Raw genomic sequence first — 23,784 nt, forward strand, 5'->3', positions numbered from 1 at the left:
GGCCGATGCCATCCGCGCCTTCGTTTTGTAAGGACTGACGTGTACGTGATGTTACCGGAAAGGAGTGACTGTATTGAGCTTAGTTTGGGAAAATTTAGTGTTTGCATTAATAGCGTTCGGTATTTTGTACTGGCTGCTTTCAAAATATGCGTTTAACAAATTGTTCGATGTGATGGAAAAGCGCCGCGAATTGGTTAAACAGCAGCTCGAAGAAGCGGCTACGAGCCGTTCACAGGCACAACAATTTGTGGACGAGCAGAAGCAGGCACTTACAACAGCACGCAAAGAAGCGTTCGATATTGTTGAAATGGCGAAGCAGAATGCTAACCGTCAAACTGACGAATTGATCGAGCAAGCGAAGAATGAATCCTTGCGTCTGAAGTCGGATGCGGCACGCGATATCGAGAGCGAGAAGAACAAAGCGATCGAATCTCTGCGCAACGAAGTCAGCAGCATGTCCGTGGCTATCGCCTCCAAGATTATGGAGAAGCAGCTGGATGAGAAAGACCAATCCCAATTGGTTGACCAATACCTGAAAGAGGTAGGGGGCAAACATTAATGAGCCAGGAAACAGTAGTTGCAAAACGTTATGCGAAGGCCTTGTTTGAACTGGCTCTTGAGCAGAAGTCTGTGCTGGAAACAGAACAACAGCTCAAATCCGTTGTAGAGGCTATTCAATCCAGTCATGAATTGGAATTGCTGCTAACAACACCAAACATCGATATGGCTGGTAAGCTTGATGTGTTGAACACGATGTTTCAAGGCCATATTTCCGATAATGTCATTGAGTTGATAAAACTGCTAGTTGAGCGTGGACGCGTCGCAATCTTGAACGATGTACTCGCTAGCTACGTACAGATCGCTGGGGCAGCGCTTGGCAGTGTTGACGCGGTAGTAACTTCTGCGAAGCCGCTTAGCGAATCAGAGCAGCATGCGATTGCTGAAACGTTTGGCAAGCAATTAAATAAGAAGATTCGGATTAGCAACGTCATTAATGCTTCAATTATTGGCGGCATTCAAGTACGCATCGGCGACCGCCTGTATGACGGTAGTCTGTCTAGCAAGCTTGCGCGTATGGAACGTTCATTATTGTCCTGAACACGGTAACATATAAAGTACGGTAGAATGGGGTGAAGCGAATTGAGCATTAGACCTGATGAAATCAGCACGCTGATTAAAAGTCAAATCGAGAAGTACAAATCCGAGATCGAAGTGGCAGAGGTCGGTACGGTCATCAATGTAGGTGACGGTATTGCCCGTGTACACGGACTAGAACAATGTATGTCCGGCGAGTTGCTCGAGTTTGCTAACGGCGTTATGGGTATGGCGCTGAACTTGGAAGAGAATAACGTCGGTATCGTTATCCTCGGACCATATAGAGACATTCGCGAAGGAGACCAAGTGAAGCGCACAGGCCGCATCATGGAAGTTCCTGTCGGCGAAGCAATGCTTGGACGCGTAGTTGATCCTTTGGGTCAACCGCTTGATGGTCAAGGACCAATCCACACAACTGAATTCCGTCCAGTAGAAGGTAACGCACCGGGCGTTATCGACCGTAAGTCGGTTCATGAGCCGATGCAAACGGGTATCAAGGCGATCGATTCCATGGTACCGATCGGCCGCGGCCAACGTGAGCTTATCATCGGTGACCGTCAGACTGGTAAGACTGCGATTGCAATCGACACCATCATCAACCAAAAAGGCAACGGCGTGAAATGTATCTACGTCGCTATCGGCCAAAAGCAATCCACTGTTGCACAGGTTGTTGAAACACTCCGCCGCAACGGCGCATTGGATTACACGATCGTAGTTACAGCTTCTGCTTCCGAGCCAGCACCATTGCTGTTCTTGGCTCCATACTCTGGCTGTGCTATGGGCGAATACTTCATGTACAAAGGCGAGCATGTTCTCGTTATCTATGATGACTTGACTAAGCAAGCTGCGGCATACCGCGAATTGTCCTTGCTGCTCCGTCGTCCGCCGGGCCGCGAGGCTTATCCGGGTGATGTATTCTACTTGCACTCCCGTTTGCTGGAGCGCGCTGCGAAGCTGAGCGATGCGAATGGCGGAGGTTCTCTGACTGCATTGCCATTCATCGAGACGCAAGCATCTGACGTATCGGCCTATATTCCGACGAACGTAATCTCGATTACAGACGGTCAGATCTTCCTAGAAGCTGACTTGTTCTACGCAGGTCAACGTCCAGCGATCAACGTTGGTATCTCCGTCTCCCGTGTCGGTGGTTCCGCACAGATCAAAGCGATGAAAAAAGTTGCAGGTACACTGCGTCTTGACCTGGCTCAATACCGCGAGCTGCAAGCCTTCGCACAATTCGGATCCGACTTGGATAAATCAACGTTGTCCCGCTTGAACCGCGGTGCTCGCTTGATGGAAGTTCTGAAGCAAGGCGTTAACCAGCCGCTTCCGGTTGAGAAGCAGGTAGTAAGCTTGTATGCAGCGACTAAGGGTCATCTTGATGAGATCCCATTGCAAGATATTCGCCGTTTCGAAGCTGACTATCTGGAGTATGTGCAGAACAATTACGCTTCGATCTATGAAGCAATCCGCACAACGAAGGACTTGTCCAAGGAAACAGAAGAAGCGCTTGTTGAATCCGTTACGAAATTCAAGAAGAGCTTTGCTGTATCTGCTTAATGAATATATTGGTGTGCTGGGTGTCTGCTAGACGCCCGGTATACAGCGTTCAAGCATAGAAGTTTGCTTTGCCTCACGCAAAGCGTCAAAGGCAGGTGAAACGTAAGTGGCTAAAGGAATGCGCGATATTAAACGCCAGATTAAGAGCGTTCAGAGCACAAGACAAATCACGAAGGCAATGGAGATGGTGGCTGCAGCTAAGCTGCGCCGCGCTCAAGAGAAGGCGCAATCTGCACGACCGTATGCTGAGAAGCTGAAGGAAGTCGTGTCCAGTATTGCTTCCGGAACGAAGGGTGTAAATCATCCTATGCTCGTGAAGCGACCTGTGAAGAAGACGGGATATCTGGTTATTACATCGGACCGCGGTCTTGCTGGTGGTTACAACGCGAACATCTTGCGTAGTGTCATGCAGGTTATCAAGGAGCGCCATAAGTCGAGTGACGAGTATGTATTGTTCGTTATCGGACGCAAAGGACGCGATTATTTCCGTCGTCGCAATATGCCAATCGTTGAAGAGATTACAGAATTGCCTGACTCTCCAATGTTTTCGGATATTAAGACGATCGCGAATAAAGCTGTCAAATATTTCGAAGATGAGCAGTATGACGAATTGAACCTGTTCTACAACGAGTTCGTTAATGCCATTACGCAAATTCCGGTTGAGAAGCGCTTGCTTCCATTGGAAGATAACCACATGGCTGGCGGTGGTGCTGTGGCTTCATATGAATATGAGCCGTCAGCGGAAGTGGTCCTGGCTCACTTGCTGCCTAAGTATGCAGAAACGCTGATCTACAGCGCTCTGTTGGATGCGAAGGCGAGTGAGTTCGGAGCTAAGATGACAGCTATGGGCAGCGCGACTGAGAATGCGTCGAAGATGATCTCGGATCTGACGTTGACTTACAACCGTGCTCGTCAAGCGGCCATTACGCAAGAGATCTCAGAAATCGTAGCTGGAGCGAACGCTCAAGGCTAATCGGATAAAGCAAGTTTCAAATAGGATAGAACGATCGCGATCTGTGTATATCACCGCGGTCTGTTCTGTCAGAGGAGGTAACGAGATGAATAAAGGACGCGTACTTAGCGTTATGGGTCCGGTCGTTGACATTGAATTTGAACGTGGACATCTTCCGGAAATCTTGAACGCCATTAAGATTGATCGACAATCAACTGCGCCTGGCGAGCCTAGTATCGACCTGACGCTGGAAGTATCCTTGCACTTGGGCGATAATACCGTTCGTTGTGTATCGATGTCCTCCACAGACGGCTTGGTGCGAGGTATGGATGCTGTTGACTTGGGTCGACCAATCACAGTTCCAGTTGGTAATGTCACATTGGGCCGCGTATTTAACGTACTGGGTCAACCAATTGACAATGCAGGTGAAGTGGTTAGTGAACACAACAATCCAATTCACAGAGAAGCTCCTAAGTATGACGAATTGTCCACAACTTCGGAAATTCTCGAGACAGGTATCAAAGTTATTGACTTGCTCGCTCCTTATGCTAAGGGCGGTAAAGTTGGTCTCTTTGGCGGTGCCGGTGTAGGTAAGACTGTTACGATTCAGGAACTGATCAACAACATCGCACAAGAACACGGCGGTATCTCCGTATTCGCAGGTGTTGGTGAGCGTACTCGTGAAGGTAACGACTTGTATGAAGAGATGAAAGAATCCGGTGTTATTAAGAAAACGGCGATGGTGTTCGGTCAGATGAACGAGCCTCCAGGTGCTCGTCTTCGCGTAGCGCTGACAGGCTTGACGATGGCGGAATATTTCCGTGATCAAGAAGGTAAAGACGTTCTTCTCTTCATCGATAACATCTTCCGTTTTACTCAAGCGGGTTCCGAAGTATCTGCCTTGCTCGGCCGCATGCCGTCCGCGGTAGGTTACCAGCCAACGCTGGCAACTGAGATGGGTCAATTGCAAGAGCGCATCACTTCTACGAAAAAAGGTTCCGTAACGTCGATCCAAGCGATCTACGTTCCAGCGGATGACTATACTGACCCGGCTCCGGCTACGACGTTTGCTCACTTGGATGCAACGACGAACCTGGAGCGTAAGATTTCCGAGATGGGTATCTTCCCTGCGGTTGATCCGCTCGCGTCTTCTTCCCGTATCTTGGCGCCAGACGTTGTCGGCGAAGAGCACTATAACGTAGCACAAGGCGTTAAGCGCCTGCTGCAGCGTTACAAAGAGCTTCAAGATATCATCAACATCTTGGGTATGGACGAATTGTCCGAGGAAGATAAGTTGACGGTTTCGCGTGCTCGTAAAGTACAGCGTTTCTTGTCCCAGCCATTCAACGTGGCCGAGCAGTTCACAGGCCTCAAGGGCAAGTATGTTCCGATCAAAGAAACAGTTCGCAGCTTCAAAGAAATTCTCGATGGCAAGCACGACGATCTTCCAGAAGCAGCATTCTTGTTCGTAGGTACGATCGAGGAAGCTGTAGAGAAAGCGAAGACGCTGTAAGCGGCCTCGACGTGATACGGTCTGCTTGAACCCTAGCGAGGGACGCAGAACGGAAGGAGGAAACCGCAGTTGAGCACCTATATGTTGGAAATTGTCACGCCTGAGCACAAAGTATTTGCTCAAGAGGTGGACATGATCAGCGTTAAAGGCGTTGAAGGGGAGCTTGGCATCATGGCTGGACATATTCCGTTAGTCACGCCGCTCCAGATTGCACCGATGAAGATCAAGACTGAGGGTAAAGAGCATTGGCTTGCAATCCATGGCGGATTCCTGGAGGTTCGCAGCGACAAAGTAGTCGTTCTTGCGGAAAGTGCGGAATTGCCTGAGGAGATCGATCTGGAACGTGCGAAGGCAGCTAAGATTCGCGCAGAACAGCGTATCTCGATGGCAGATCGCAGCAAGCGAGATGCAGTTGACTTCCGTCGTGCAGAATTGTCGCTTCAACGCGCAGTTACACGAATCCGAGTGTCCGAACATCGGTAATCAATGTTTAATAAGAGGGTGTACCTGGAGATTGGTTCTCTGGGGCACCCTTTTTTGATTGGGATGTTAGGGTAACCACCGGTCATGCTGACTCGCTGTAACGGATAACGGACACAGGGGACGCTATTTTTGATTTTGGAGGATATTTTTGAGTTTAGCGGACTCAGATGACGTTATTCGTGTCGAAACTAGTGATAACTAAACGTTTTGAAGCAAATAACGGCTCTACGGTCCGCGAATATAGAAAATAAGCGGTTTTGTTCACAGATAACGGCTTGTGTGTCCGCTCCTCCCCCAAAAACAGCAGGGGAGGTTATTAGTGAAGTGTCGCTGTGAAATCAACAACAGTATGTACTGAACCATTTACTAAGGAACGATGTCCTCGAATGCAGCTCTAACTCCACTACAACTGCGCACTTGGCCACGATTTTCCCAGATGATCAAATGTTCGAACATGAAAAAACCCCGCTCACCTATAAGTGGATGTGCGAGGTTGAATCTCTCAGTTTATGGAGTTGTTTAAGGCTTAATGGTAACCTCGGCGTCTGATTTCATCTTATGCATGTGATAGAATGCGTCACCGATCATGTCAGGATTGAATGGTGTATTCGGCTGAACGAATCCGCTCACAGTCAATGTTCCCGCATACAGCCCGTACGTTTTCAATTCCTCATGCAGGCTGAGCGCCAAGCTGCGTAAACCTGCTTTGCCAACACCTAGAGATGCGAGAGTCGCAGATGGATTAAGGGCTTGTCCGCCACCAGTCAGCAGTACTGTACCGCTCCCGCGCTGCTTCATACCAGGCAGAATGCTTTGAACGGTAACTAAGGCTCCGACTACAGTGACTTTGAAGTCGTCTATCATATGCTGCGGTGCAACTTCAGACGGGTAACCAGGTGTATGAGATGATGCGTTATACACGAGAACGTCAGGTGTGCCGTAGCGTGAATCTAATGCTTGCAATGTTCGGTTCAGATCGGCCTCATCGCCAGTGAAAGCGACATCTCCATGAGCTTCAATATTATGCGAAGCAAGTGTCTGTATCATCTCTTCTAATATCTCTTTGCTGCGAGTTACGAGAATAGGCGTGTAGCCTTTCTTGCCAAATGACTTCGCAATCCCCAAGCCAATACCGCAACCGGCACCCACGATCCAGATCGTCGGTTGTTTCATTCGGTTCATCCCCTTGTCGTCAATATCCAATGTAAATCTATTGTAACGGAATTCAGAAGCGCGATTCAAAGGTAAAGATATTTTAAAAATGGACAGGATTGGAATTAATACAGCGATAATGTGGAAGGAACTCTCGTGATTATCGGATATGGTCCGAGTTCTATTGACCAGTGTTCAAGTGGTGCTACAACATATCATATCTAAAAGGTGGAAAAGCCACAAGCTCTCCCTCATTGAGGTGTATTGCCGTTGGCAACGTCACAGAAAATTCGAAAATGCTTCTTCTATTCACATTAGCTCTCTCATAATAGTAAAGAGGAAAATTAATCTATAAAAAAGAATAATATGGGAGCATTTTCATAGACTGTATTGGCAGGTTTTGTTATAATTGTGGCGGGTTTATTACAAATATCACATATTTTCTGCAAAAAAATGCTGCACGACGGAGGAGATGTCATGAACTACATCAACAATTACGTCATCGTGGCCATTTTTGTCGCTCTTGGAATTCTGCTGCCGGTTGCCGCACTGGGCATCGGTCGACTGCTGCGTCCAAACAAGCCGACAGAAATGAAGAAGACGACTTATGAAAGCGGTAACGAACCGGTAGGCGTAGGGCAAATACGGTTTAACATCCGGTATTATTTGTTTGCCCTTATGTTCGTCATCTTCGATGTAGAAACCGTTTTCTTGTATCCCTGGGCCGTAGCGTATAAGCAGTTAGGCTTGTTCGTATTAGTCGAGATGCTTATATTTGTCGCCTTATTGCTAGTTGGATTAATATACGCCTGGAAGAAGAAGGTGCTCACATGGAATTCGCTTTAGAAGCCATCTCCCCGCAGGAACGGGAGGAGCTGGAACGCAATGTGTTCTTTACGACGCTTGAGGAATTGAAGGCGTGGGCTCGCAGCAATTCAATCTGGCCGCTGACTTTTGGCTTGGCCTGCTGCGCGATAGAGATGATGAACACGGGTGCCTCACACTATGACTTGGACCGATTCGGCGTTATATTCCGCACATCGCCTCGTCAATCCGACTGCATGATTGTGGCAGGGACGGTAACGAAGAAGATGGCGCCGCTGCTGCGCCGTCTATATGACCAGATGCCGGAGCCGAAGTGGGTGATCGCGATGGGCTCCTGCGCAACAGCGGGAGGACCTTATGTGAAGTCCTACGCGGTTGTGAAGGGCGTGGACCAAGTTGTACCGGTCGACGTCTATATTCCAGGTTGTCCGCCTAACCCTGCGGCACTGATTTATGGCATTAATAAACTGCAAGAGAAGATCCGTTATGAGGCGAAGACCGGAAAGCGGGTGACGAACCGATGAGTGAGAATCGGATAGAGGAACAGCTTAACCGGGAGGCGACTGATAAGCCGACCAGGCAGCCGCTGAGCGAGGAAGAGAAGGCTGCCCGCGTGAGAGCGGCGGAAGAGAGGCGTGCTGCGAAAGCTACGATATCCGGGGCTGACGCGGGCAGTGTAGCCACGGAAGCCGAAGCTAGGCCTGAGGCGGCAGCGGATAAGCCGGCTAGGCAGCCGCTGAGTGAAGAAGAGAAGGCTGCTCGCGCGAAGCTGGCTGAAGAGCGGCGCGCAGCGCGTGCGAAGCCTCCTGAAGCAGGCGCAGACAGCGGCGCGGCCGAAGGCGAAGCGGCGGCACCTGCCACGGAGCGCCCGGCGCGCGCGCCGCGTGCCGCGAAGAGCGAGGAGCCTGAGCAGCCGAAGGAGCCATCGCCGAAGCAGCCGCTGCTCGACAAGCTCGTTGCTGACCTGCAGGCTGCATTCGCGCCTGAAGCGATCGAAGGCGCTGTGATTAATGAAGTTAATAATCACTTGCCTACACTGACTGTGAAGTCAGATTATTGGTATCGAGTCGCGCAATGGCTGCGAGACGAGCCCGAATGGTCCTGCGACTACCTTCGCAATTTGTCCGGCGTTGACCTGGAGACAGAGATGGAGGTCGTCTACCATCTCATCGGCTTAACGACGAAGAATGAAGTTGCCGTGCGCGTAAGGACCAATCGTGAACATCCTTCCATCGATTCTGTGACGCCGCTGTGGGCGACTGCGAACTGGAATGAGCGCGAGGTATATGACTTGCTCGGGATCGACTTCCCGGGGCATCCCGACCTACGACGTATTATGATGTCGGATGATTGGGTTGGCCATCCGCTTCGCAAAGACTATGAGCCGCTCGATTCGGAGGTGTAATGACCCTTGTTACGCACAGAAGAACTACTCTTGAACGTAGGACCCCAGCATCCGAGTACCCACGGTGTATTCCGGATCGTAGTTAAGCTGGACGGGGAAGTCATTAAGGAAGCCATTCCGGTTATGGGTTACTTGCATCGCGGAACGGAGAAGCTCGCGGAAAACCTTAATTACACTCAGATTATCCCTTATACCGATCGTATGGATTACGTCTCTGCCATGACGAACAACTATGTGTTGGTTAGTGCAGTTGAGAAGTTGATGAATATTGAAGTGCCTGAACGGGCCGAGTACTTGCGGATCATTGCGATGGAGCTGCAGCGTGTGGCGAGCCACCTCGTATGGTGGGGAACCTACCTGCTCGACATTGGCGCCCTGAGCCCGTTCCTGTTCGCCTTCCGCGACCGCGAGATCATCATCGATCTGTTCAACGAATTGTCCGGGGCACGATTAACTTACAACTACATGCGTGTAGGCGGCGTGAAGTGGGACGCTCCATCCGGCTGGATCGATAAAGTTAGAGATTTCGTACCCTACATGCGCAAGCGCTTGGATGAGTACGACAAGCTGGTGAGCGGCAACGAGATCTTTCTGGCTCGAATCAAGGACATTGGCGCTTACGATGCGGAGACTGCGATTGCATACGGCTTGAGCGGTGCTAATCTGCGCTGTACCGGCGTAGATTGGGACCTGCGCAAGAACGAGCCATACAGCTTGTATGACCGCTTTGAGTTCGATGTACCGCTTGGCCAACGAGGCGATTGCTACGACCGCTATCTCATTCGGATCGAAGAGATCAAGCAGAGTCTCCGCATCCTGGAACAAGCAGTCGCACAATTTCCATCCAGCGGCGAAACTTTGGGCAAGGTGCCTCGGGTACTTCGTCCTCCTGTTGGTGAAGTGTACCAACGCATCGAATCGCCGCGCGGCGAGATCGGCTGCTACATCGTATCCAAGGGCAAGACAGAGCCTTATCGCCTGAAATTCCGTCGTCCGTCCTTCGTCAACCTGCAGATCTTGCCTAAGCTGCTCGTCGGTGAAACGATGACGAACCTAATTACCATCTTGGGCGGCGTTGATATCGTCGTCGGGGAGGTGGACTGCTAATGAATGATCTCATTCAGCAACCTTTTTCATGGATTAACACTTTAACATTTTTTGCGTGGGCGGTCGTGTTTCTGTTGTTCATCCTGCTCTTTGTATCCTATGCCATCTACTTTGAACGCAAAGTTATCGGCTGGATGCAGTTCCGGATCGGACCCAATCGGACAGGACCGTGGGGACTGTTTCAATCCTTTGCTGACATCTTTAAGCTGCTGATTAAGGAAGATACGATTCCGAAGAAAGCGGACCGCGCGCTGTTCATGCTTGCGCCAGTCATTACGTATGTACCTGCATTCGCTGTATTGGCAACCATTCCGTATGCGGCTAACTTGGGCTTTGCAGACTTGAATGTCGGCCTGCTGTATTATGCGGCGCTGTCCAGTATCTCAACGATTGGTATTGTGCTGGGTGGTTGGGCTTCGAACAACAAGTATTCCTTACTTGGCGGCATGCGCTCAGCGGCGCAGATGGTCAGCTATGAGATTCCGTTAGTAATGTCCGTCGTCGGCGTGATCATGTTGAACAGCAGTTTGAGCATGCGGACCATCGTGGAAGGACAAGGCAACAACTTCTGGGAGTGGAACTTCCTGCCGCAGATCATCGGCTTTGTCGTGTTCATCATTGCTGCGGTGTCTGAATTGAACCGTACACCGTTTGACTTGCCGGAAGCGGAATCTGAGCTTGTTGCAGGTTATCACGTTGAATACAGCGGCTTCCGCTTTGCCTTCTTCATGCTGTCGGAATACGTTTACGTATTCGCCATCGCCGCATTGACTACCGTATTGTTTCTGGGCGGCTGGCATCCGCCGCTTGCCTTTCTGGACTTCATTCCAGGCTTATTGTGGTTCATACTCAAGTTTACCTTCTGCGTATTCTTCTTGTTCTGGCTGCGCGCTACGCTTCCGCGTATCCGCGTCGATCAACTGATGAGCTTTGGCTGGAAGGTGCTCCTGCCGTTAGCGTTAGTCAATATATTCGTAACGGCGGTATATATCGAGATATTCATCAAATAAGCAAGGGGTGATCTCCGTGAAAGGAATATTCAAGGGTCTTGGTGTGACGTGGAAGGCCATGACATCCAAAAAAGTAACCTATGCCTATCCGGATGTCCCTTTACAAATGCCGGACCGCTTCCGCGGTATCCAGCATTTCAAGCCGGAAGACTGCATCGTCTGCAACCTGTGCGCCAAGATATGTCCAACGGAATGCATATCGTTGACAGGCAAGCCGAACCCGGACCCAGAGAAGAAGGGGAAGGTTATTGACACGTATGACATCAACTTCGAGATCTGCATTTTGTGCGACTTGTGTACAGAGGTATGTCCGACGGAAGCCATTGTCATGACTAACAACTTCGAGCTCGCGACGTACAGTCGCGATGATCTGTATAAGAACTTGCAGTGGCTGGACGAGAACAACAAGAATGTCCGCAAAGAGAACGTAACTACAGCGCCGAAAGGAGGCGCGAAGAAAGATGTTTGATCTGTCATTTGATTGGAATGCGCAAACGATATTGTTCTTCGTATTTGCGGCATGTATCATTTCCGGCGCGGTGTTGATGGTGCACTTTACCAAGGTTGTACATATGGTCGTTTCGCTCGCTTTCACATTTATCGGCTTGGCCGGTGTCTACATTATGCTGGAGGCGGAGTTCGTAGCGTTTGTTCAAGTGCTGGTGTATGCAGGGGCCATCTCGATCTTGATGATCTTCGGCATCATGATGACGCAGCATGACAAACAGGATGCGGCATCTGTTAAGCCTATGAAAGAGGTGCTGGCGGGTGTCGGATGTATCGCGCTGTTCGGTGTGCTGTTCTTCGCGATACGCGGAACGGCCTTCCCAACGCCGGCGGACAAGTCGCTTGCTGTGGACAATACGATGGAGCTAGGTAAGAAGCTCTTCACCGAGCATGTTATACCGTTCGAGCTGTTGTCTGTGCTGCTTACGGCCGCGTTTATCGGGGCGATCGTATTGGCGAAGCAGGAAGATCCGGATGAAGCGAAGCTTAAAGTCGAGCCAACGCCGAACAATGAAGCGATCAAGCAACTGCTGCGCCAATCGGTGCCGGCAGACAGCGATGCTCTCCAGTCGCAAGCGAAAGAGGAAGGTGAATCGAAATGAGTACGATGCTGGCTTCCTTCTTAACGCTGGCGGCGATTCTGTTCTGTATTGGACTGTACGGCGTACTGACCAAGCGCAACGCGGTAATCGTGCTGCTCTCCATCGAGTTGATGCTTAACGCGGTTAACTTGAATCTGATCGCCTTTTCGAAATATGGTGCGGTACCTAGTTTGCAGGGACAAGTGTTTTCACTCTTTAATATTGCCATAGCAGCGGCGGAGGCTGCGGTTGGGGTCGCGATCCTGATTGCGTTATTCCGGAACCGAGGTTCGGCAAACGTGGACGAATTTGACGACTTGCGCAGATAAACCGTGTAGATGAAGCGATAGGGTCGTGAAATACGGCAACCCGTTTCATCATAGGAGGATACGAGAATGAATACCGTCTTTTCACAGTACGCGTGGGCTATTCCGGTCATTCCGCTGCTCGCGTTCCTCGTGCTGACGGCTTTCGGCCGATCTATAAAAGGTGCGGCCGCCCTGCTTGGCGTCGTAAGCTCGCTGATCTCGTTAGTGTTATCTGTCTTGGTATTGACGGAGCGCGGTACGGGAGCGGAGCCGTTCACGCACAGCTATGAGTGGGTCAGCTTTGGGGATGTTCGATTCGAAATCGGATACGAAATAACGAACTTAAACGTGTTGATGCTCATCATTGTAACGGTCGTGAGCACGCTCGTTAATCTGTATGCCAGCGGGTATATGGCAGACGATGAGCGTAAGAACGTGTTCTTTGCCTATATCGCGCTGTTTACAAGCGCGATGCTCGGACTTGTCATTTCGCCGAATCTGCTCCAGCTCTACATCTTCTGGGAACTGGTAGGCGTATGCTCCTTCTTGCTCGTAGGCTTCTGGTATGAACGTCCCGCCGCCCGAGCGGCGGCCAAGAAAGCATTTATAGTCACCCGCATCGGAGATATAGGCTTGCTGATCGCGATTCTGATCTTGTTCTGGCATATGCCTAACCATGCGCTGGACTTTGAAACGATCAAGACCGTATTCGCGAGTGCGGATTCTGCTGCTCAACACGGTATCTCGCTCAGTCTTGCGACGTGGATCGCTTCGTTGATCTTTGTCGGCGCTATCGGCAAATCAGGTCAATTCCCGCTGCATACCTGGCTTCCAGATGCGATGGAAGGTCCGACGCCGATCTCAGCGCTCATCCATGCCGCAACGATGGTTGCAGCAGGGGTGTATCTGGTTGCTCGCACGTTCGACATCTTCCAGGTGTCGGACACGGCGATGGCGATTGTAGCGGCAGTCGGCGGATTCACAGCCATATTTGCAGCTACGATAGGCATCGCACAGCGTGACATTAAGCGGATTCTGGCTTACTCCACCGTGAGTCAGCTTGGATACATGATGATGGCGCTCGGACTTGGCGCCTTGACTGCGGGCATATTCCATCTGTTCACACACGCCTTCTTCAAGGCTCTTCTGTTCTTGGGAGCGGGCAGCGTCATTCATGCGATACATACCCAAGACATCTTCGGTATGGGCGGCTTGAGCCGCAAGATGAAGATTACAACCTGGACCTTTGCGATCGGCACGTTGGCGTTATCAGGTATTCCGCCATTCTCAGGGTTCTGGTCTAAGGATGCCATTCTAACAGCGGCATGGGAACAAAATATGCTGCTCTTTATCGTAGGACTGGTGGCAGCGTGCTTTACTGCATTTTACATGGCACGATTGTTCTTCTTGGTGTTCACCGGCCCAGCTGCTAATCAAGAAGCGCATGATCATGCTCATGAATCTCCATCTACGATGACGATTCCGCTTATCGTATTGGCGGTTCTCGCCGTTGTAGCTGGCTTCGTCTATACGCCATTTAACAGTCAATTCGGCACGTGGCTGACAGGAGCGCCTGAAGAGGAGCATGCCAATATTCTCGTTATCGTATTGTCTTCTGCTGCAGGTATCGCGGGGATTCTGCTTGGATACATGCTGTACGGACCGGGCAAACGCGGCCGCACGGCACCTGGTGAGCAGGTGAACCCAGTCTACCGTCTGCTGGAGAACAAGTACTATATCGATGAGTTGTATCAGCTTATCATCGTTCGTCCACTGGGCGCGATCGGACGCGCGCTTAATGCCTTCGACTATTACATCGTTGATGGTGCTGTACGCGGTATTTCGGCGATTGCGGTCGGCTTCGGAAAGACTTCTACTCGCTTGCAGAACGGTCAGCTGCAAACCTATGGCCTCATTTCATTGTTTGGTTTTGCGGCGCTTGTCGTGCTTGTGTTAGCGCTCGGAAGGGAGTTGTGGTAAATGCTATCATCTGTCTCATCCATCCCATGGCTGACGCTGTTAACCTTCTCGCCGCTGCTTGGTGTGCTGCTGCTTCTGTTCGTTCCGAAGGATCGTGTGCCCGCTATTCGTACGATCGGGATTGTGACGACCCTCATTCCGTTAGTGCTGTCGTTGCTCATATACGCTGACTACGCAAACTTGGAGAAGGGGAAGTCACTCACGGAGGCATTTAACTGGATATCGATTCCGTTGAATATTGATGTTCTAACCAATGCAACTTCATGGAAGTTTGCTATCCAATATCATTTAGCGATCGATGGATTGTCCTTGCCGTTGGTGTTGTTAACGACGATCGTTACGGTTATGGCGGCATTAGCGTCATTAAACATTCAGAAGCGTGTCAAAACCTATTACATCCTGTTCCTGCTGTTAGAAGTAGGTATGCTGGGTGTATTTATGGCAAGAGATCTGTTCTTGTTCTTCATGTTCTTTGAGTGGACGCTTGTACCGACCTTCTTCTTGATCGGCATCTGGGGATTCCTCAACAGAGAGAAGGCGGCCAATCGCTTTCTGGTGTATAACGGACTAGGTTCAGCCTTGATGCTGGTAACTTTCGCAATCTTGACCGTCACCGCCGGCCTAGTTCAAGACCCGAGCGGTCAGCTCGCCTACACCGGCAACATTGACTTGATTATGAGTCAGTTGGCGAATCCTAATGCGTTCGTAAACATCATGGATACTCCATTTTACCTTTCGGAAGGCTGGCGTATGTTCGCATTCATCTTGTTGTTGATCGCATTCGGCATCAAGCTTCCGATCTTCCCTTTCCATACTTGGATGCTGCGCGTGCACGTCGAAGCGCCTGTGCCTATCGTCATGCTGCACTCCGGTATTCTGTTGAAAATGGGCGCCTACGGCTTAATCCAGTTCGGGGTGGCACTGCTTCCTAAAGAAGCGGCATCTTGGACTACGGCTCTGGCGATTCTCGGTATTATTAACATCGTATACGGTGCCGTATTGGCATTTGTACAGAAGGAACTCCGACTTGTACTGGCATATTCCAGTATCAGCCATATGGGATTCGTACTGTTTGGAATCGCGGCCATGAATGAGATTGGGCTGCAGGGCGCGGTATTGCAAATGGTTTCCCATGGCTTTATCTCAGCGCTGTTCTTCCTGCTGGTAGGCGGACTTCTGGAACGCACGAGCACGACTCGCCTTGACGAGCTTGGCGGTCTCGCGAAGAGCATGCCTTTCATCAGCGGGATGCTGCTGCTCGCCGGTCTGGCCTCACTTGGCTTGCCAGGCTTGTCCGGTTTCCCTGCGGAGCTGTTCTCCTTGCTCGGTCTGTTTGATGCCATGCCATGGGCTGCTATTATTGGCACATTAGGTCTGGTGCTGAGCGCTGTCTATGTTCTGCGAGCTGTGCTGGCTATAACGTATGGACCGATTGCGGAGCATCATGCAGGTTTGAAAGATGCGCGATTGATGGAAGCTGTTCCGGCGATTGTCTTGGCGGCTTGCATTCTAATAATCGGAATCTTCCCTTCCTTCATCACAATTCCAGTTGACGAAGGAATCCAGCACATTATTGAAATTTTAAAAGTAAGGGGGGTAGGTCCATGAGTGAGCAGCTGGTTTCACCCTTACAATGGAGCGATCTAGCGATTCTGGCACCGGAATTGACGCTGGTTATCGCGGCCGTCCTCTTATCCTTGATAGATTTAATGCTCCCGCGTCGAGTGAATCGCGATTGGATCGGTATTATGTCCCTTGCGGGTGTAGTAGTCTCGCTCGGATTCGTCATCTGGACATTAATCGATCGTTATTCGCAGTCGCTCGGAGGAGCGCAAGTAGAAGCGGTAATGCTGCTAAACGGCAGCTATCGTGTAGATGATTTCGCACTGTTGATCAAAGTACTCTTCCTAATAGGAACGGCCTTCGTTATCTTAATGAGCATAGGCAGCATGCGTGACGATGAGATTCCTCATCGCGGCGAATACTATTATTTGCTGCTGCCTGCGACGCTTGGAGCTATGATGATGGCTTCAGCTGCGGAGCTGATCACGATGTACGTTGGCTTGGAATTGCTCAGCATCACCTCCTATATCCTGGTGGGAATGAAGAAGAAGGATCGCCGATCTACTGAAGGCGCCTTTAAGTACGCAGTACTCGGCAGTGTGGCTTCCGCTTTCATTTTATATGGAATGTCGTTCTTGTATGGTATGAGCGGCAGCACCTATATGCCGGATATTGCGTTTGCGCTTGGCTCATCGGTTGATATTTATGAACCGCTTATCTATGTAAGCTTGCTGCTCCTGATTGTGGGAATAGGCTTCAAGATTGCGGCAGCACCGTTCCATGCATGGTCGCCAGATGTGTATCAGGGTGCGCCGACACCTGTCACCGCATTCCTGGCGGTTGTAGCGAAGGGCGCGAGTCTTGTGATCTTGCTGCGAATGATCTATAACATATTCTTCGGGCTTGGTCATGACTTCGTTATCTACCATGATATCCTGACCATTCTATTGGTTATCGCGGCGCTCTCGATGATAGTCGGTACGACAATGGCGCTTCGTCAAACGAATGTGAAACGATTGCTTGCCCTTTCCGGTATCGCCAACGCGGGTTACCTGTTAGTGCCGATCGCTATGGACCTGCTATCAACAGAGTCGGTATACACATCGTTCTTCACTTCTTTCTGGTTCTATCTAGCGGCGTATCTCGTAACGACGATGGGGGCATTTGCTGTGCTGCTGCCGGTTAGCCGCGCGGCTGGCCATGATGAAATGAACGGCTTCGCAGGCTTGTATTACCGCAAGCCATGGCTCGCCATAGCCATGACAGTGTTCGTGCTTTCCCTTGCGGGAATTCCGATAACGGCTGGATTCTTTGGCAAGCTGTACATTATCGTAGGGGCTGCTGCAACCAGAGCGTACTGGATTGCTATCGTGATGATGATAACGAGTGTGATCTCATTCTACTTCTACTTCGGATTTATCCGACAAATGTATATGCGCCAAAACAATCACGACATTGTAAGAGTGCCAGCTGCACAAGGGATCGTGATTGGGATATGCGTTGTTCTTGTTATTGCTCTGGGACTGTTCCCGAATGTGGTTATTGAATGGTTGAATACTTTATTCTCGATTCCTGGGGACATCATCGTACCCGTAAAGCCTTAAATATCGATGCTGTCCTGAATGTGTTATAATGAACCGGTTCACGTCCACCTTTAATGGCGGGAATGAACCGGTTTATTACATTTTTATTGAACTAGAAACCACTTGCATGGGACTTTCATCTCATTTCCATATCAAGTACAGGATTGGCAAGTGAGACGACGAATAAGTTATACACGCTAATTCTATTGATAGGGTTGGCAGTTGTATGGGGGCGCACCACTCCCTCTAGTGCAACTATTGATACTACTGGATGTGATTATATTGCGAATAAGATGGCGGCGTACCATTGCAATGCTCTTAATCGTCTCGATAACGTGCGGGGTGCTAACTGGATGCACTTCTTGGTCATTAACAGCTTATGAACAAGCAAGACTTGAGGATGAAGCTGTAGATGAAGTATCTAGTTGGCTTGTAAAATGGAAATCACCAGACCTCCGCGATGAGGAACTGATATCGTATAGCATCATTGAAAGCGAGCAGCCCGAAGTGGGTATTAACGTCATGCGTCCTTCACCAGAAGTGCAGCCTCAACAATGGCTGCATATGCTGAAGCAGAGCGAGTACGTAGAATATGCGGAAGAGAATCAGCGAGTCAAGACGCTTGCTGATGCGGTCAAGCCTAATGATCCCTATGTCTCTCAACAGCAATATCTGAAGCAGATTAAGGCGGATACCGCTTGGGCGTCGAAGAAGATATCACCGGAAATGACTATTGCGCTCGTGGATACCGGGGTCGACATGGAGCACCCAGACTTGAAGCCCAATCTAGTGCCGGGCGTGAATCTGTTGGAAACGGGTCCGCCCAATGACGACAACGGTCATGGTACGAACGTTGCAGGTATTCTCGCTGCTGTTGGCAACAACGGAGAGGGCGTAGCTGGTGTTACATGGTCCGCTAATATTATGCCAATCAAGGCTCTCGATGCTCGAGGCTACGGAGATGAAGACAAGCTCGGAGCAGGTATACTGTATGCGGTCGATCATGGGGCTGATATCGTCGTTATGTCAGTTGGACTGTATCGATATTCAAAGTATATGCAAGACATTGTGGATTACGCTGAAATGAAGGGTGTAATGCTCATAGCAGCAACAGGCAATGATGGATCAAGATATCTGGATAAGATAGAAGTAAAGTATCCTGCAGCCTATCCGAGTGTGTTGGCCGTTGGAGGCAGCACACCTGACCTGGATGTGGAGCAACGATCGAACTCGGGTCCAGAAGTAGATATCGTAGCTCCATGGAATGTGTTCACGACTGCTATGGGAGGCGGTTATCGAGCTATGGAAGGAACCTCGATGTCAGCCCCCCAAGTAGCTGGAGTTGCTGCACTGGTATGGAGCATGTATCCCGAATTGAAGCCGTACCAGGTACGCGAGCATTTGCGTCGAACTGCCCAGGATATCGGTCCAAAAGGATGGGACAGCAAGAGCGGCTACGGCTTGTTACGCGCGGATAAGGCTGTAATGACTAAGCCGGAGACGGATAGCCTAAGCTCTAACCCGACTCGGGATCAAGCGAGAGTATTTCCGATCAATACGATGCAGAACGGGATGATCTCGACAGCTGATGACAGCGATTGGTATCGTGTGGAGGTGCCGTATGACGGCATCCTGGAGTTGGACTATAGCCGAATAAGCGGCGATGGGCAGGTGAATGTCCGCCACTATGCAGGCAACAACACGGCATACACGACCTATTCGAATCTAAGCGAGCAATCTGCTCGCATTCAAGTTAAGAAGGGCGTGCAATATCTGCAGCTTCAATCCGACCAAGCAACGAAATCGAATCCGCTCGCGTATAAGATATGGACGCATCTATGGATAGCTGACGATCCGTGTGAGCCGAACGATAAACAGTACGAAGCCTATAATCTAACACCGAGGAAGCAGCAGGTTACGGCTACGTTCAGCCATAAGGGTGATGAGGACTGGTATATGGTCCAGATTCCGAGCAGAGGAACCTTATCCGTGAAAGTTACGACGGATACCGTTCGTATCGATCCGCAGCTTCAGATTAAAGGATCGATGCTGGACTTTCCGAAGCTAACCGACGAGAACTCTGAAGGTCAAGCGGAAATGACCGTTCTGTCTGATCTAGAGCCAGGCAAGCTGTATATTAAGGTGGATAATGCGGTAACTCCGAAGGCAGAAGCTGTTGCTGGAGAATATACGCTGCACCTTGATTTCCTAAGACAATATTCAGATCCGAATGAACCGAATGATAAGCAATACGAAGCTGTAACGATTGCGCCAGAAGTGGATTATCACGGCGTATTCCATGCGTTAGCTGATAAAGATTGGTTCCAGATACGAATTGATGAACCTGCATATGCTGTCTTCAGCGTGAACCAGATTCCGCAAGACAGCACAGTTGAGATGAAGGTGCTTAATAGCAAGGGGACTGCTCTGCTGACGGGCCGCAATGGTAAGAAGCAGACATCCGTTGAAGCAGGAATCATGCTGGATAAAGGAACTTATTATGTACAGTTAAGCACGAACGAGAAGTTTGATATGCAAACCTATCGATTCCGTGTGGACTTATCGAAGCTGGTTGAGGGAATGCGCGACATTGAAGGGCACTGGGCGCAGGAGGCTATCGTAAGCGCGTTGAAACAGGGCTGGATGAATGGCTATGGCGATGCGGAATTTGCCCCTAATCGTACGATTACGCGTGCTGAAGCTGCTACAGTTCTATCGAAAGTGTTTAATTTAAAGCTGAAGAAGAACGGTACGGCCAGCTTTAAGGATGTGCCAACGAACCATTGGGCATATGATGCTATCGAGAAGGTCGCCCAAGCAGGCATCGCGAACGGATATAAACCAAGCTTGTTTGGTCCAAATCAGCAGGTCACTCGTGCAGAGATGGCAGTTATGTTCGGCAATGCGTTGAATCTGCAGCCATCTAAGAATGTGACGGCGCCATTTGACGATGTCGCGGTTCACTATTGGGCTGCGCCGATGCTAGCCGAGATGAAAGCAAAGGGTCTGCTTGGAGGTTCAGATCATAATCTGTTCCTGCCGGAACGACCCGCAACTAGAGCTGAATTCGCGGCGCTGCTTAGTACAGCTGTAGACAAGTAGGAAGTGGTGTGCGGTAAGGAACGGAAGGAGAATATGTGATGGACAGTACGTTGAATGAAGTATCTACACAAGTTGGCATTGATGGTTTAGTACAGATTATTGTAACGCTATGTTGTATCGCAATTGCTTGGTGGTCCTTAAAAAATGTGAAGCTGGACTTGTTTATTCGCCATCCAAAGGACGGACCTGGAAAGATGCTTCATATTCTGCTCGCAATTGTGTTAGGACGGGCAGTATCACTTTTCTTCCTTGACTATTGGGATTGGACACAGTCATTAAAATATCTATTTTGATTTCTGTAGAATCGTTATCTTGAGGGATACAGCGTTTCGCAGTCTACAGATGATTATCGAATAACATCGGATGAAGATGTGAACAATGGATGATAGCGCCAAAGAATATGTAGAATGCTGTTGTCGAAAATAGGACTTGTCCATCATTGTCAAGCAGTGGTATTATTAAATTTGGATGAAAATTAGCTGAAATTTAGAGAAAATCAAAATTCGTACCATTTTACAGATAATAAATAGAATGATGGGGCGGGAATAAGATCGCGGAGGGAAACAAGATGAGTAAATTTATCGTCCGCGGAGGCAAGCAGTTGTCGGGTACGGTACGTGTAAGTGGTGCCAAGAATGCAGTGCTTCCGATACTCGCGGCTTCGTTATTGGGGGAAGTAGGCGTTAGCATCATTCATGACGCACCCCCGCTCGAGGATGTTAAGACGATACATCAAGTATTAGAACAATTAGGTGCTAGCCTTACATATGCTAATGAGACAGTTCACATTCAAGCTGAACAACTTCATTCGCATGAAGCCCCATACGAGCTAGTACGCAAGATGCGTGCTTCTTTCCTAGTAATGGGTCCATTGCTTGCGCGGGCAGGTAAAGCACGAATCTCCTTGCCGGGTGGTTGTGCGATCGGCACACGTCCAATTGATCAGCATCTGAAGGGCTTTGAAGCTATGGGTGCAGAGATCGGCTTGGGACAAGGTTATATTGAAGCTACAGTTAATGGCCGTTTAAAAGGCGCTAAGATTTATCTCGACGTCGCAAGTGTAGGAGCGACCGAGAATATTATGATGGCAGCAACATTGGCAGAAGGTACTACGCTGATCGAAAATGCCGCACGCGAACCAGAGATCGTCGATCTGGCAAACTATCTGAACAAGATGGGTGCCAAGGTGCGCGGTGCTGGTACTGCCGTGATTCGCATCGAGGGCGTGGAGCGTCTCCATGGAGCAGAGCATACGGTCATTCCGGACCGCGTTGAAGCAGGAACGTACATGGTTGCGGCAGCAATGACTGGCGGCAATGTATATGTGGAAGGCGCGATTGCCGACCATCTGGGTCCTGTCATCGCGAAGATGGAAGAGATGGGAATTACCGTTATACCTGATGAGAACGGCTTGCGAGTAATCGCAGACAAGCCGCTGAAGGCAGTTGACGTTAAGACTTTGCCGTATCCAGGCTTCCCAACAGATATGCAATCTCAGATGATGGCGCTTCTGTTAACGGCGACGGGTACGTCGGTCGTTACAGAGACGGTATTTGAGAATCGCTTCATGCATGTTGATGAATTCAATCTGATGAATGCCAACATTAAGGTTGATGGCCGCACATCTGTAATTCCGGGCAATTGCAAGCTGATCGGAGCGAAAGTGACAGCTACTGATCTTCGTGCAGGCGCAGCACTAATCTGTGCAGGCTTGGTTGCAGAAGGTACGACTGAAGTGGGTGGTGTGCACCATATCGATCGCGGTTATGTGCATCTGTCCGAGAAATTGGCGTCTCTTGGCGCAGACATCTGGCGAGTATCCGTGGAGAAGCCAGACGCGGCTGAGAAAGTCGAGAAGAGTGACAAGCAGGAAGTAAATAGGTTTAACGCGCAGCCAACCTGGGCGTAAGTCTGGATCAGGGCAGCCGTTAATGAATAGATCGTCCGTTTTCTTTACCTAAGGGTAAGGAGGCGGGCGATTTTTTTGTGCATTACGTGTCGAGGTAAGTTTCATTCAATTAATTCTCGTAAGAGATGCAATAACCAGCATGTTTTTGAAAATGGACGGAAGTGTGGGAATAAGCTTTCATCAGCTGCATCTCTTTATGGAGTGATAACCCTATTGCGATAAAGGTGCTGGATCGATCGTACTTAGGAAAGCGATGTGTACCCTAGTTATCTGGAAATCGGAGTGGTTGTACGGTGTATGTCTATAGCTAATAGCATCTGACCATTATCCCGATTGCTCAGGAAGTAAGTACCTCAGAAGTAGTATTTGACTATTATCCCGATGGCTCGGGGGTAGGTGTTGAGTGAAGTGTGGGTTGAGGAAGTATGTGCCTCAGAAGTAGTATCTGACTATTATCCCAGTGGCTCAGGGTGGGGTGTTGAGTGAAATGTGGGGCGGGGAAAGTATATACCTCAGAAGCAGTATCTGTCTATTATCCCAATGGCTCAGGTGTGAGGGTGTAGAATGAAGTGTGGGTCGAGGAAGTAAGTGCCTTAGCAGTAGTATCTGACTGTTATCCCGTTGGCTCAGGGAGGGGAATGTTGAGTCGAGCTCAATTGGAAGACTTCTGAGTGTGGGGGATAATAGGCAGATGGCGGTTGGGGGAGAGGCGGCAAGCGATATAGTTTCTACAGCAGGTACGGGAGCGGACACACAGGCCGTTATTTGCAGCAAAAACCGCCAAATGATCGTGTTCGCGGACTGTAGGGCCGTTATTTTGCTAAAGTCAGCGGATAATTGCTAGTTTTGAGGCAAATAAGGTCATCTGAGTCCGCGAAACTCGAAATATGCCTCGAAATCTCAAAATAGCGGCTCCTGTGTCCATTACAGAGAGTCAGGCTGCGAATCTACTGCCAAATGGTACTAGCAGTTGCAGTTTACTGCGCTTGGCGCATGTTTCCAGCTTGTTACCCGAAACATTCACGAATAGCAAGGCTTTGGAATTGTGAATATGACTCTATTGAGGATGCTTGGGTGATGTGGTAGATGCGTTTCGATGTGCTCCGAATTCATGGTGAATGCCAAAGTAATTATGAAACGAATAAGTTG

The 23,784-nt window shown here is 49.7% G+C and carries 21 protein-coding genes; 20 read left to right on the plus strand and 1 reads right to left on the minus strand.

The window, feature by feature from the left end:
- The first annotated feature begins 73 nt into the window (after positions 1 to 73).
- The 6 genes from atpF to AC3WTP_RS01645 all read left to right on the plus strand — a co-directional run bounded on the left by atpF (position 74) and on the right by AC3WTP_RS01645 (position 5,603).
- The gene (gene atpF, locus AC3WTP_RS01620; protein WP_492392829.1) at positions 74 to 559 is read left to right on the plus strand and encodes a F0F1 ATP synthase subunit B; all 486 of its coding nucleotides are present in this window, start codon (positions 74 to 76) and stop codon (positions 557 to 559) included.
- Positions 559 to 1,098: a F0F1 ATP synthase subunit delta gene (locus tag AC3WTP_RS01625; RefSeq protein WP_492392830.1), complete on the plus strand. Its 540-nt coding sequence runs from the start codon at positions 559 to 561 to the stop codon at positions 1,096 to 1,098. Before atpF ends, AC3WTP_RS01625 begins: the two co-directional genes overlap by 1 nt.
- A 42-nt stretch (positions 1,099 to 1,140) precedes the next feature.
- The gene (gene atpA, locus AC3WTP_RS01630; RefSeq protein ID WP_492392831.1) at positions 1,141 to 2,655 is read left to right on the plus strand and encodes a F0F1 ATP synthase subunit alpha; all 1,515 of its coding nucleotides are present in this window, start codon (positions 1,141 to 1,143) and stop codon (positions 2,653 to 2,655) included.
- A 106-nt stretch (positions 2,656 to 2,761) separates the two neighbouring features.
- The gene (gene atpG, locus AC3WTP_RS01635; protein ID WP_492392832.1) at positions 2,762 to 3,628 is read left to right on the plus strand and encodes an ATP synthase F1 subunit gamma; all 867 of its coding nucleotides are present in this window, start codon (positions 2,762 to 2,764) and stop codon (positions 3,626 to 3,628) included.
- Between the two features lie 85 nt (positions 3,629 to 3,713).
- Positions 3,714 to 5,120, plus strand: coding sequence for a F0F1 ATP synthase subunit beta (gene atpD, locus AC3WTP_RS01640; protein ID WP_492392833.1), 1,407 nt, complete (start codon positions 3,714 to 3,716; stop codon positions 5,118 to 5,120).
- Positions 5,121 to 5,189: 69 nt separating this feature from the next.
- Positions 5,190 to 5,603: a F0F1 ATP synthase subunit epsilon gene (locus tag AC3WTP_RS01645; RefSeq protein WP_492392834.1), complete on the plus strand. Its 414-nt coding sequence runs from the start codon at positions 5,190 to 5,192 to the stop codon at positions 5,601 to 5,603.
- A 519-nt stretch (positions 5,604 to 6,122) separates the two neighbouring features.
- Here the strand turns inward: AC3WTP_RS01645 and AC3WTP_RS01650 are convergent.
- Entirely contained in the window at positions 6,123 to 6,776 is a 654-nt protein-coding gene (locus AC3WTP_RS01650) for an SDR family NAD(P)-dependent oxidoreductase (protein ID WP_492392835.1), read from the minus strand.
- Positions 6,777 to 7,232: 456 nt separating this feature from the next.
- Between AC3WTP_RS01650 and AC3WTP_RS01655 the strand changes: the two genes are divergently transcribed.
- The 14 genes from AC3WTP_RS01655 to murA all read left to right on the plus strand — a co-directional run bounded on the left by AC3WTP_RS01655 (position 7,233) and on the right by murA (position 22,635).
- Positions 7,233 to 7,601: an NADH-quinone oxidoreductase subunit A gene (locus AC3WTP_RS01655; RefSeq protein WP_492392836.1), complete on the plus strand. Its 369-nt coding sequence runs from the start codon at positions 7,233 to 7,235 to the stop codon at positions 7,599 to 7,601.
- Positions 7,586 to 8,104 carry a NuoB/complex I 20 kDa subunit family protein gene (locus tag AC3WTP_RS01660; RefSeq protein ID WP_458569944.1) on the plus strand — a complete coding sequence of 173 codons (519 nt, stop codon included), beginning with the start codon at positions 7,586 to 7,588 and terminating at the stop codon, positions 8,102 to 8,104. The genes AC3WTP_RS01655 and AC3WTP_RS01660 overlap by 16 nt, the downstream gene beginning before the upstream one ends.
- A complete protein-coding gene (locus AC3WTP_RS01665) occupies positions 8,101 to 8,985 on the plus strand; it encodes an NADH-quinone oxidoreductase subunit C (protein ID WP_492392837.1) in 885 nt (294 codons plus the stop codon). The genes AC3WTP_RS01660 and AC3WTP_RS01665 overlap by 4 nt, the downstream gene beginning before the upstream one ends.
- A gap of 6 nt (positions 8,986 to 8,991) precedes the next feature.
- Complete coding sequence (locus tag AC3WTP_RS01670; RefSeq protein WP_458569942.1) at positions 8,992 to 10,092, plus strand: NADH-quinone oxidoreductase subunit D; 1,101 nt, start codon at positions 8,992 to 8,994, stop codon at positions 10,090 to 10,092.
- Positions 10,092 to 11,102, plus strand: coding sequence for an NADH-quinone oxidoreductase subunit NuoH (gene nuoH, locus AC3WTP_RS01675; RefSeq protein WP_492392838.1), 1,011 nt, complete (start codon positions 10,092 to 10,094; stop codon positions 11,100 to 11,102). The genes AC3WTP_RS01670 and nuoH overlap by 1 nt, the downstream gene beginning before the upstream one ends.
- Before the next feature lie 16 nt (positions 11,103 to 11,118).
- Positions 11,119 to 11,571, plus strand: a complete 453-nt coding sequence (nuoI, locus tag AC3WTP_RS01680) for an NADH-quinone oxidoreductase subunit NuoI (RefSeq protein ID WP_458569940.1) — start codon at positions 11,119 to 11,121, stop codon at positions 11,569 to 11,571.
- Positions 11,564 to 12,211 (plus strand): NADH-quinone oxidoreductase subunit J, encoded by a 648-nt coding sequence (locus AC3WTP_RS01685; protein WP_492392839.1) that lies wholly within the window; start codon positions 11,564 to 11,566, stop codon positions 12,209 to 12,211. Before nuoI ends, AC3WTP_RS01685 begins: the two co-directional genes overlap by 8 nt.
- Complete coding sequence (gene nuoK / locus AC3WTP_RS01690; RefSeq protein ID WP_458569938.1) at positions 12,208 to 12,519, plus strand: NADH-quinone oxidoreductase subunit NuoK; 312 nt, start codon at positions 12,208 to 12,210, stop codon at positions 12,517 to 12,519. Before AC3WTP_RS01685 ends, nuoK begins: the two co-directional genes overlap by 4 nt.
- Positions 12,520 to 12,585: 66 nt before the next feature.
- Positions 12,586 to 14,478, plus strand: coding sequence for an NADH-quinone oxidoreductase subunit L (gene nuoL / locus AC3WTP_RS01695; protein ID WP_492392840.1), 1,893 nt, complete (start codon positions 12,586 to 12,588; stop codon positions 14,476 to 14,478).
- Positions 14,479 to 16,086 carry a complex I subunit 4 family protein gene (locus AC3WTP_RS01700; protein ID WP_492392841.1) on the plus strand — a complete coding sequence of 536 codons (1,608 nt, stop codon included), beginning with the start codon at positions 14,479 to 14,481 and terminating at the stop codon, positions 16,084 to 16,086.
- Positions 16,083 to 17,645: an NADH-quinone oxidoreductase subunit N gene (locus tag AC3WTP_RS01705; protein WP_492392842.1), complete on the plus strand. Its 1,563-nt coding sequence runs from the start codon at positions 16,083 to 16,085 to the stop codon at positions 17,643 to 17,645. Before AC3WTP_RS01700 ends, AC3WTP_RS01705 begins: the two co-directional genes overlap by 4 nt.
- Before the next feature lie 261 nt (positions 17,646 to 17,906).
- On the plus strand, positions 17,907 to 20,726 hold the full coding sequence (locus AC3WTP_RS01710) for a S8 family peptidase (RefSeq protein WP_492392843.1): 2,820 nt from the start codon (positions 17,907 to 17,909) through the stop codon (positions 20,724 to 20,726).
- A 38-nt stretch (positions 20,727 to 20,764) separates the two neighbouring features.
- On the plus strand, positions 20,765 to 21,019 hold the full coding sequence (locus AC3WTP_RS01715) for a DUF1146 family protein (RefSeq protein WP_492392844.1): 255 nt from the start codon (positions 20,765 to 20,767) through the stop codon (positions 21,017 to 21,019).
- A gap of 275 nt (positions 21,020 to 21,294) precedes the next feature.
- A complete protein-coding gene (gene murA / locus AC3WTP_RS01720; protein WP_492392845.1) occupies positions 21,295 to 22,635 on the plus strand; it encodes a UDP-N-acetylglucosamine 1-carboxyvinyltransferase in 1,341 nt (446 codons plus the stop codon).
- Positions 22,636 to 23,784: the final 1,149 nt, after the last annotated feature.

The sequence above is a fragment of the Paenibacillus sp. EB106-04-04-XG159 genome (assembly GCF_058791835.1).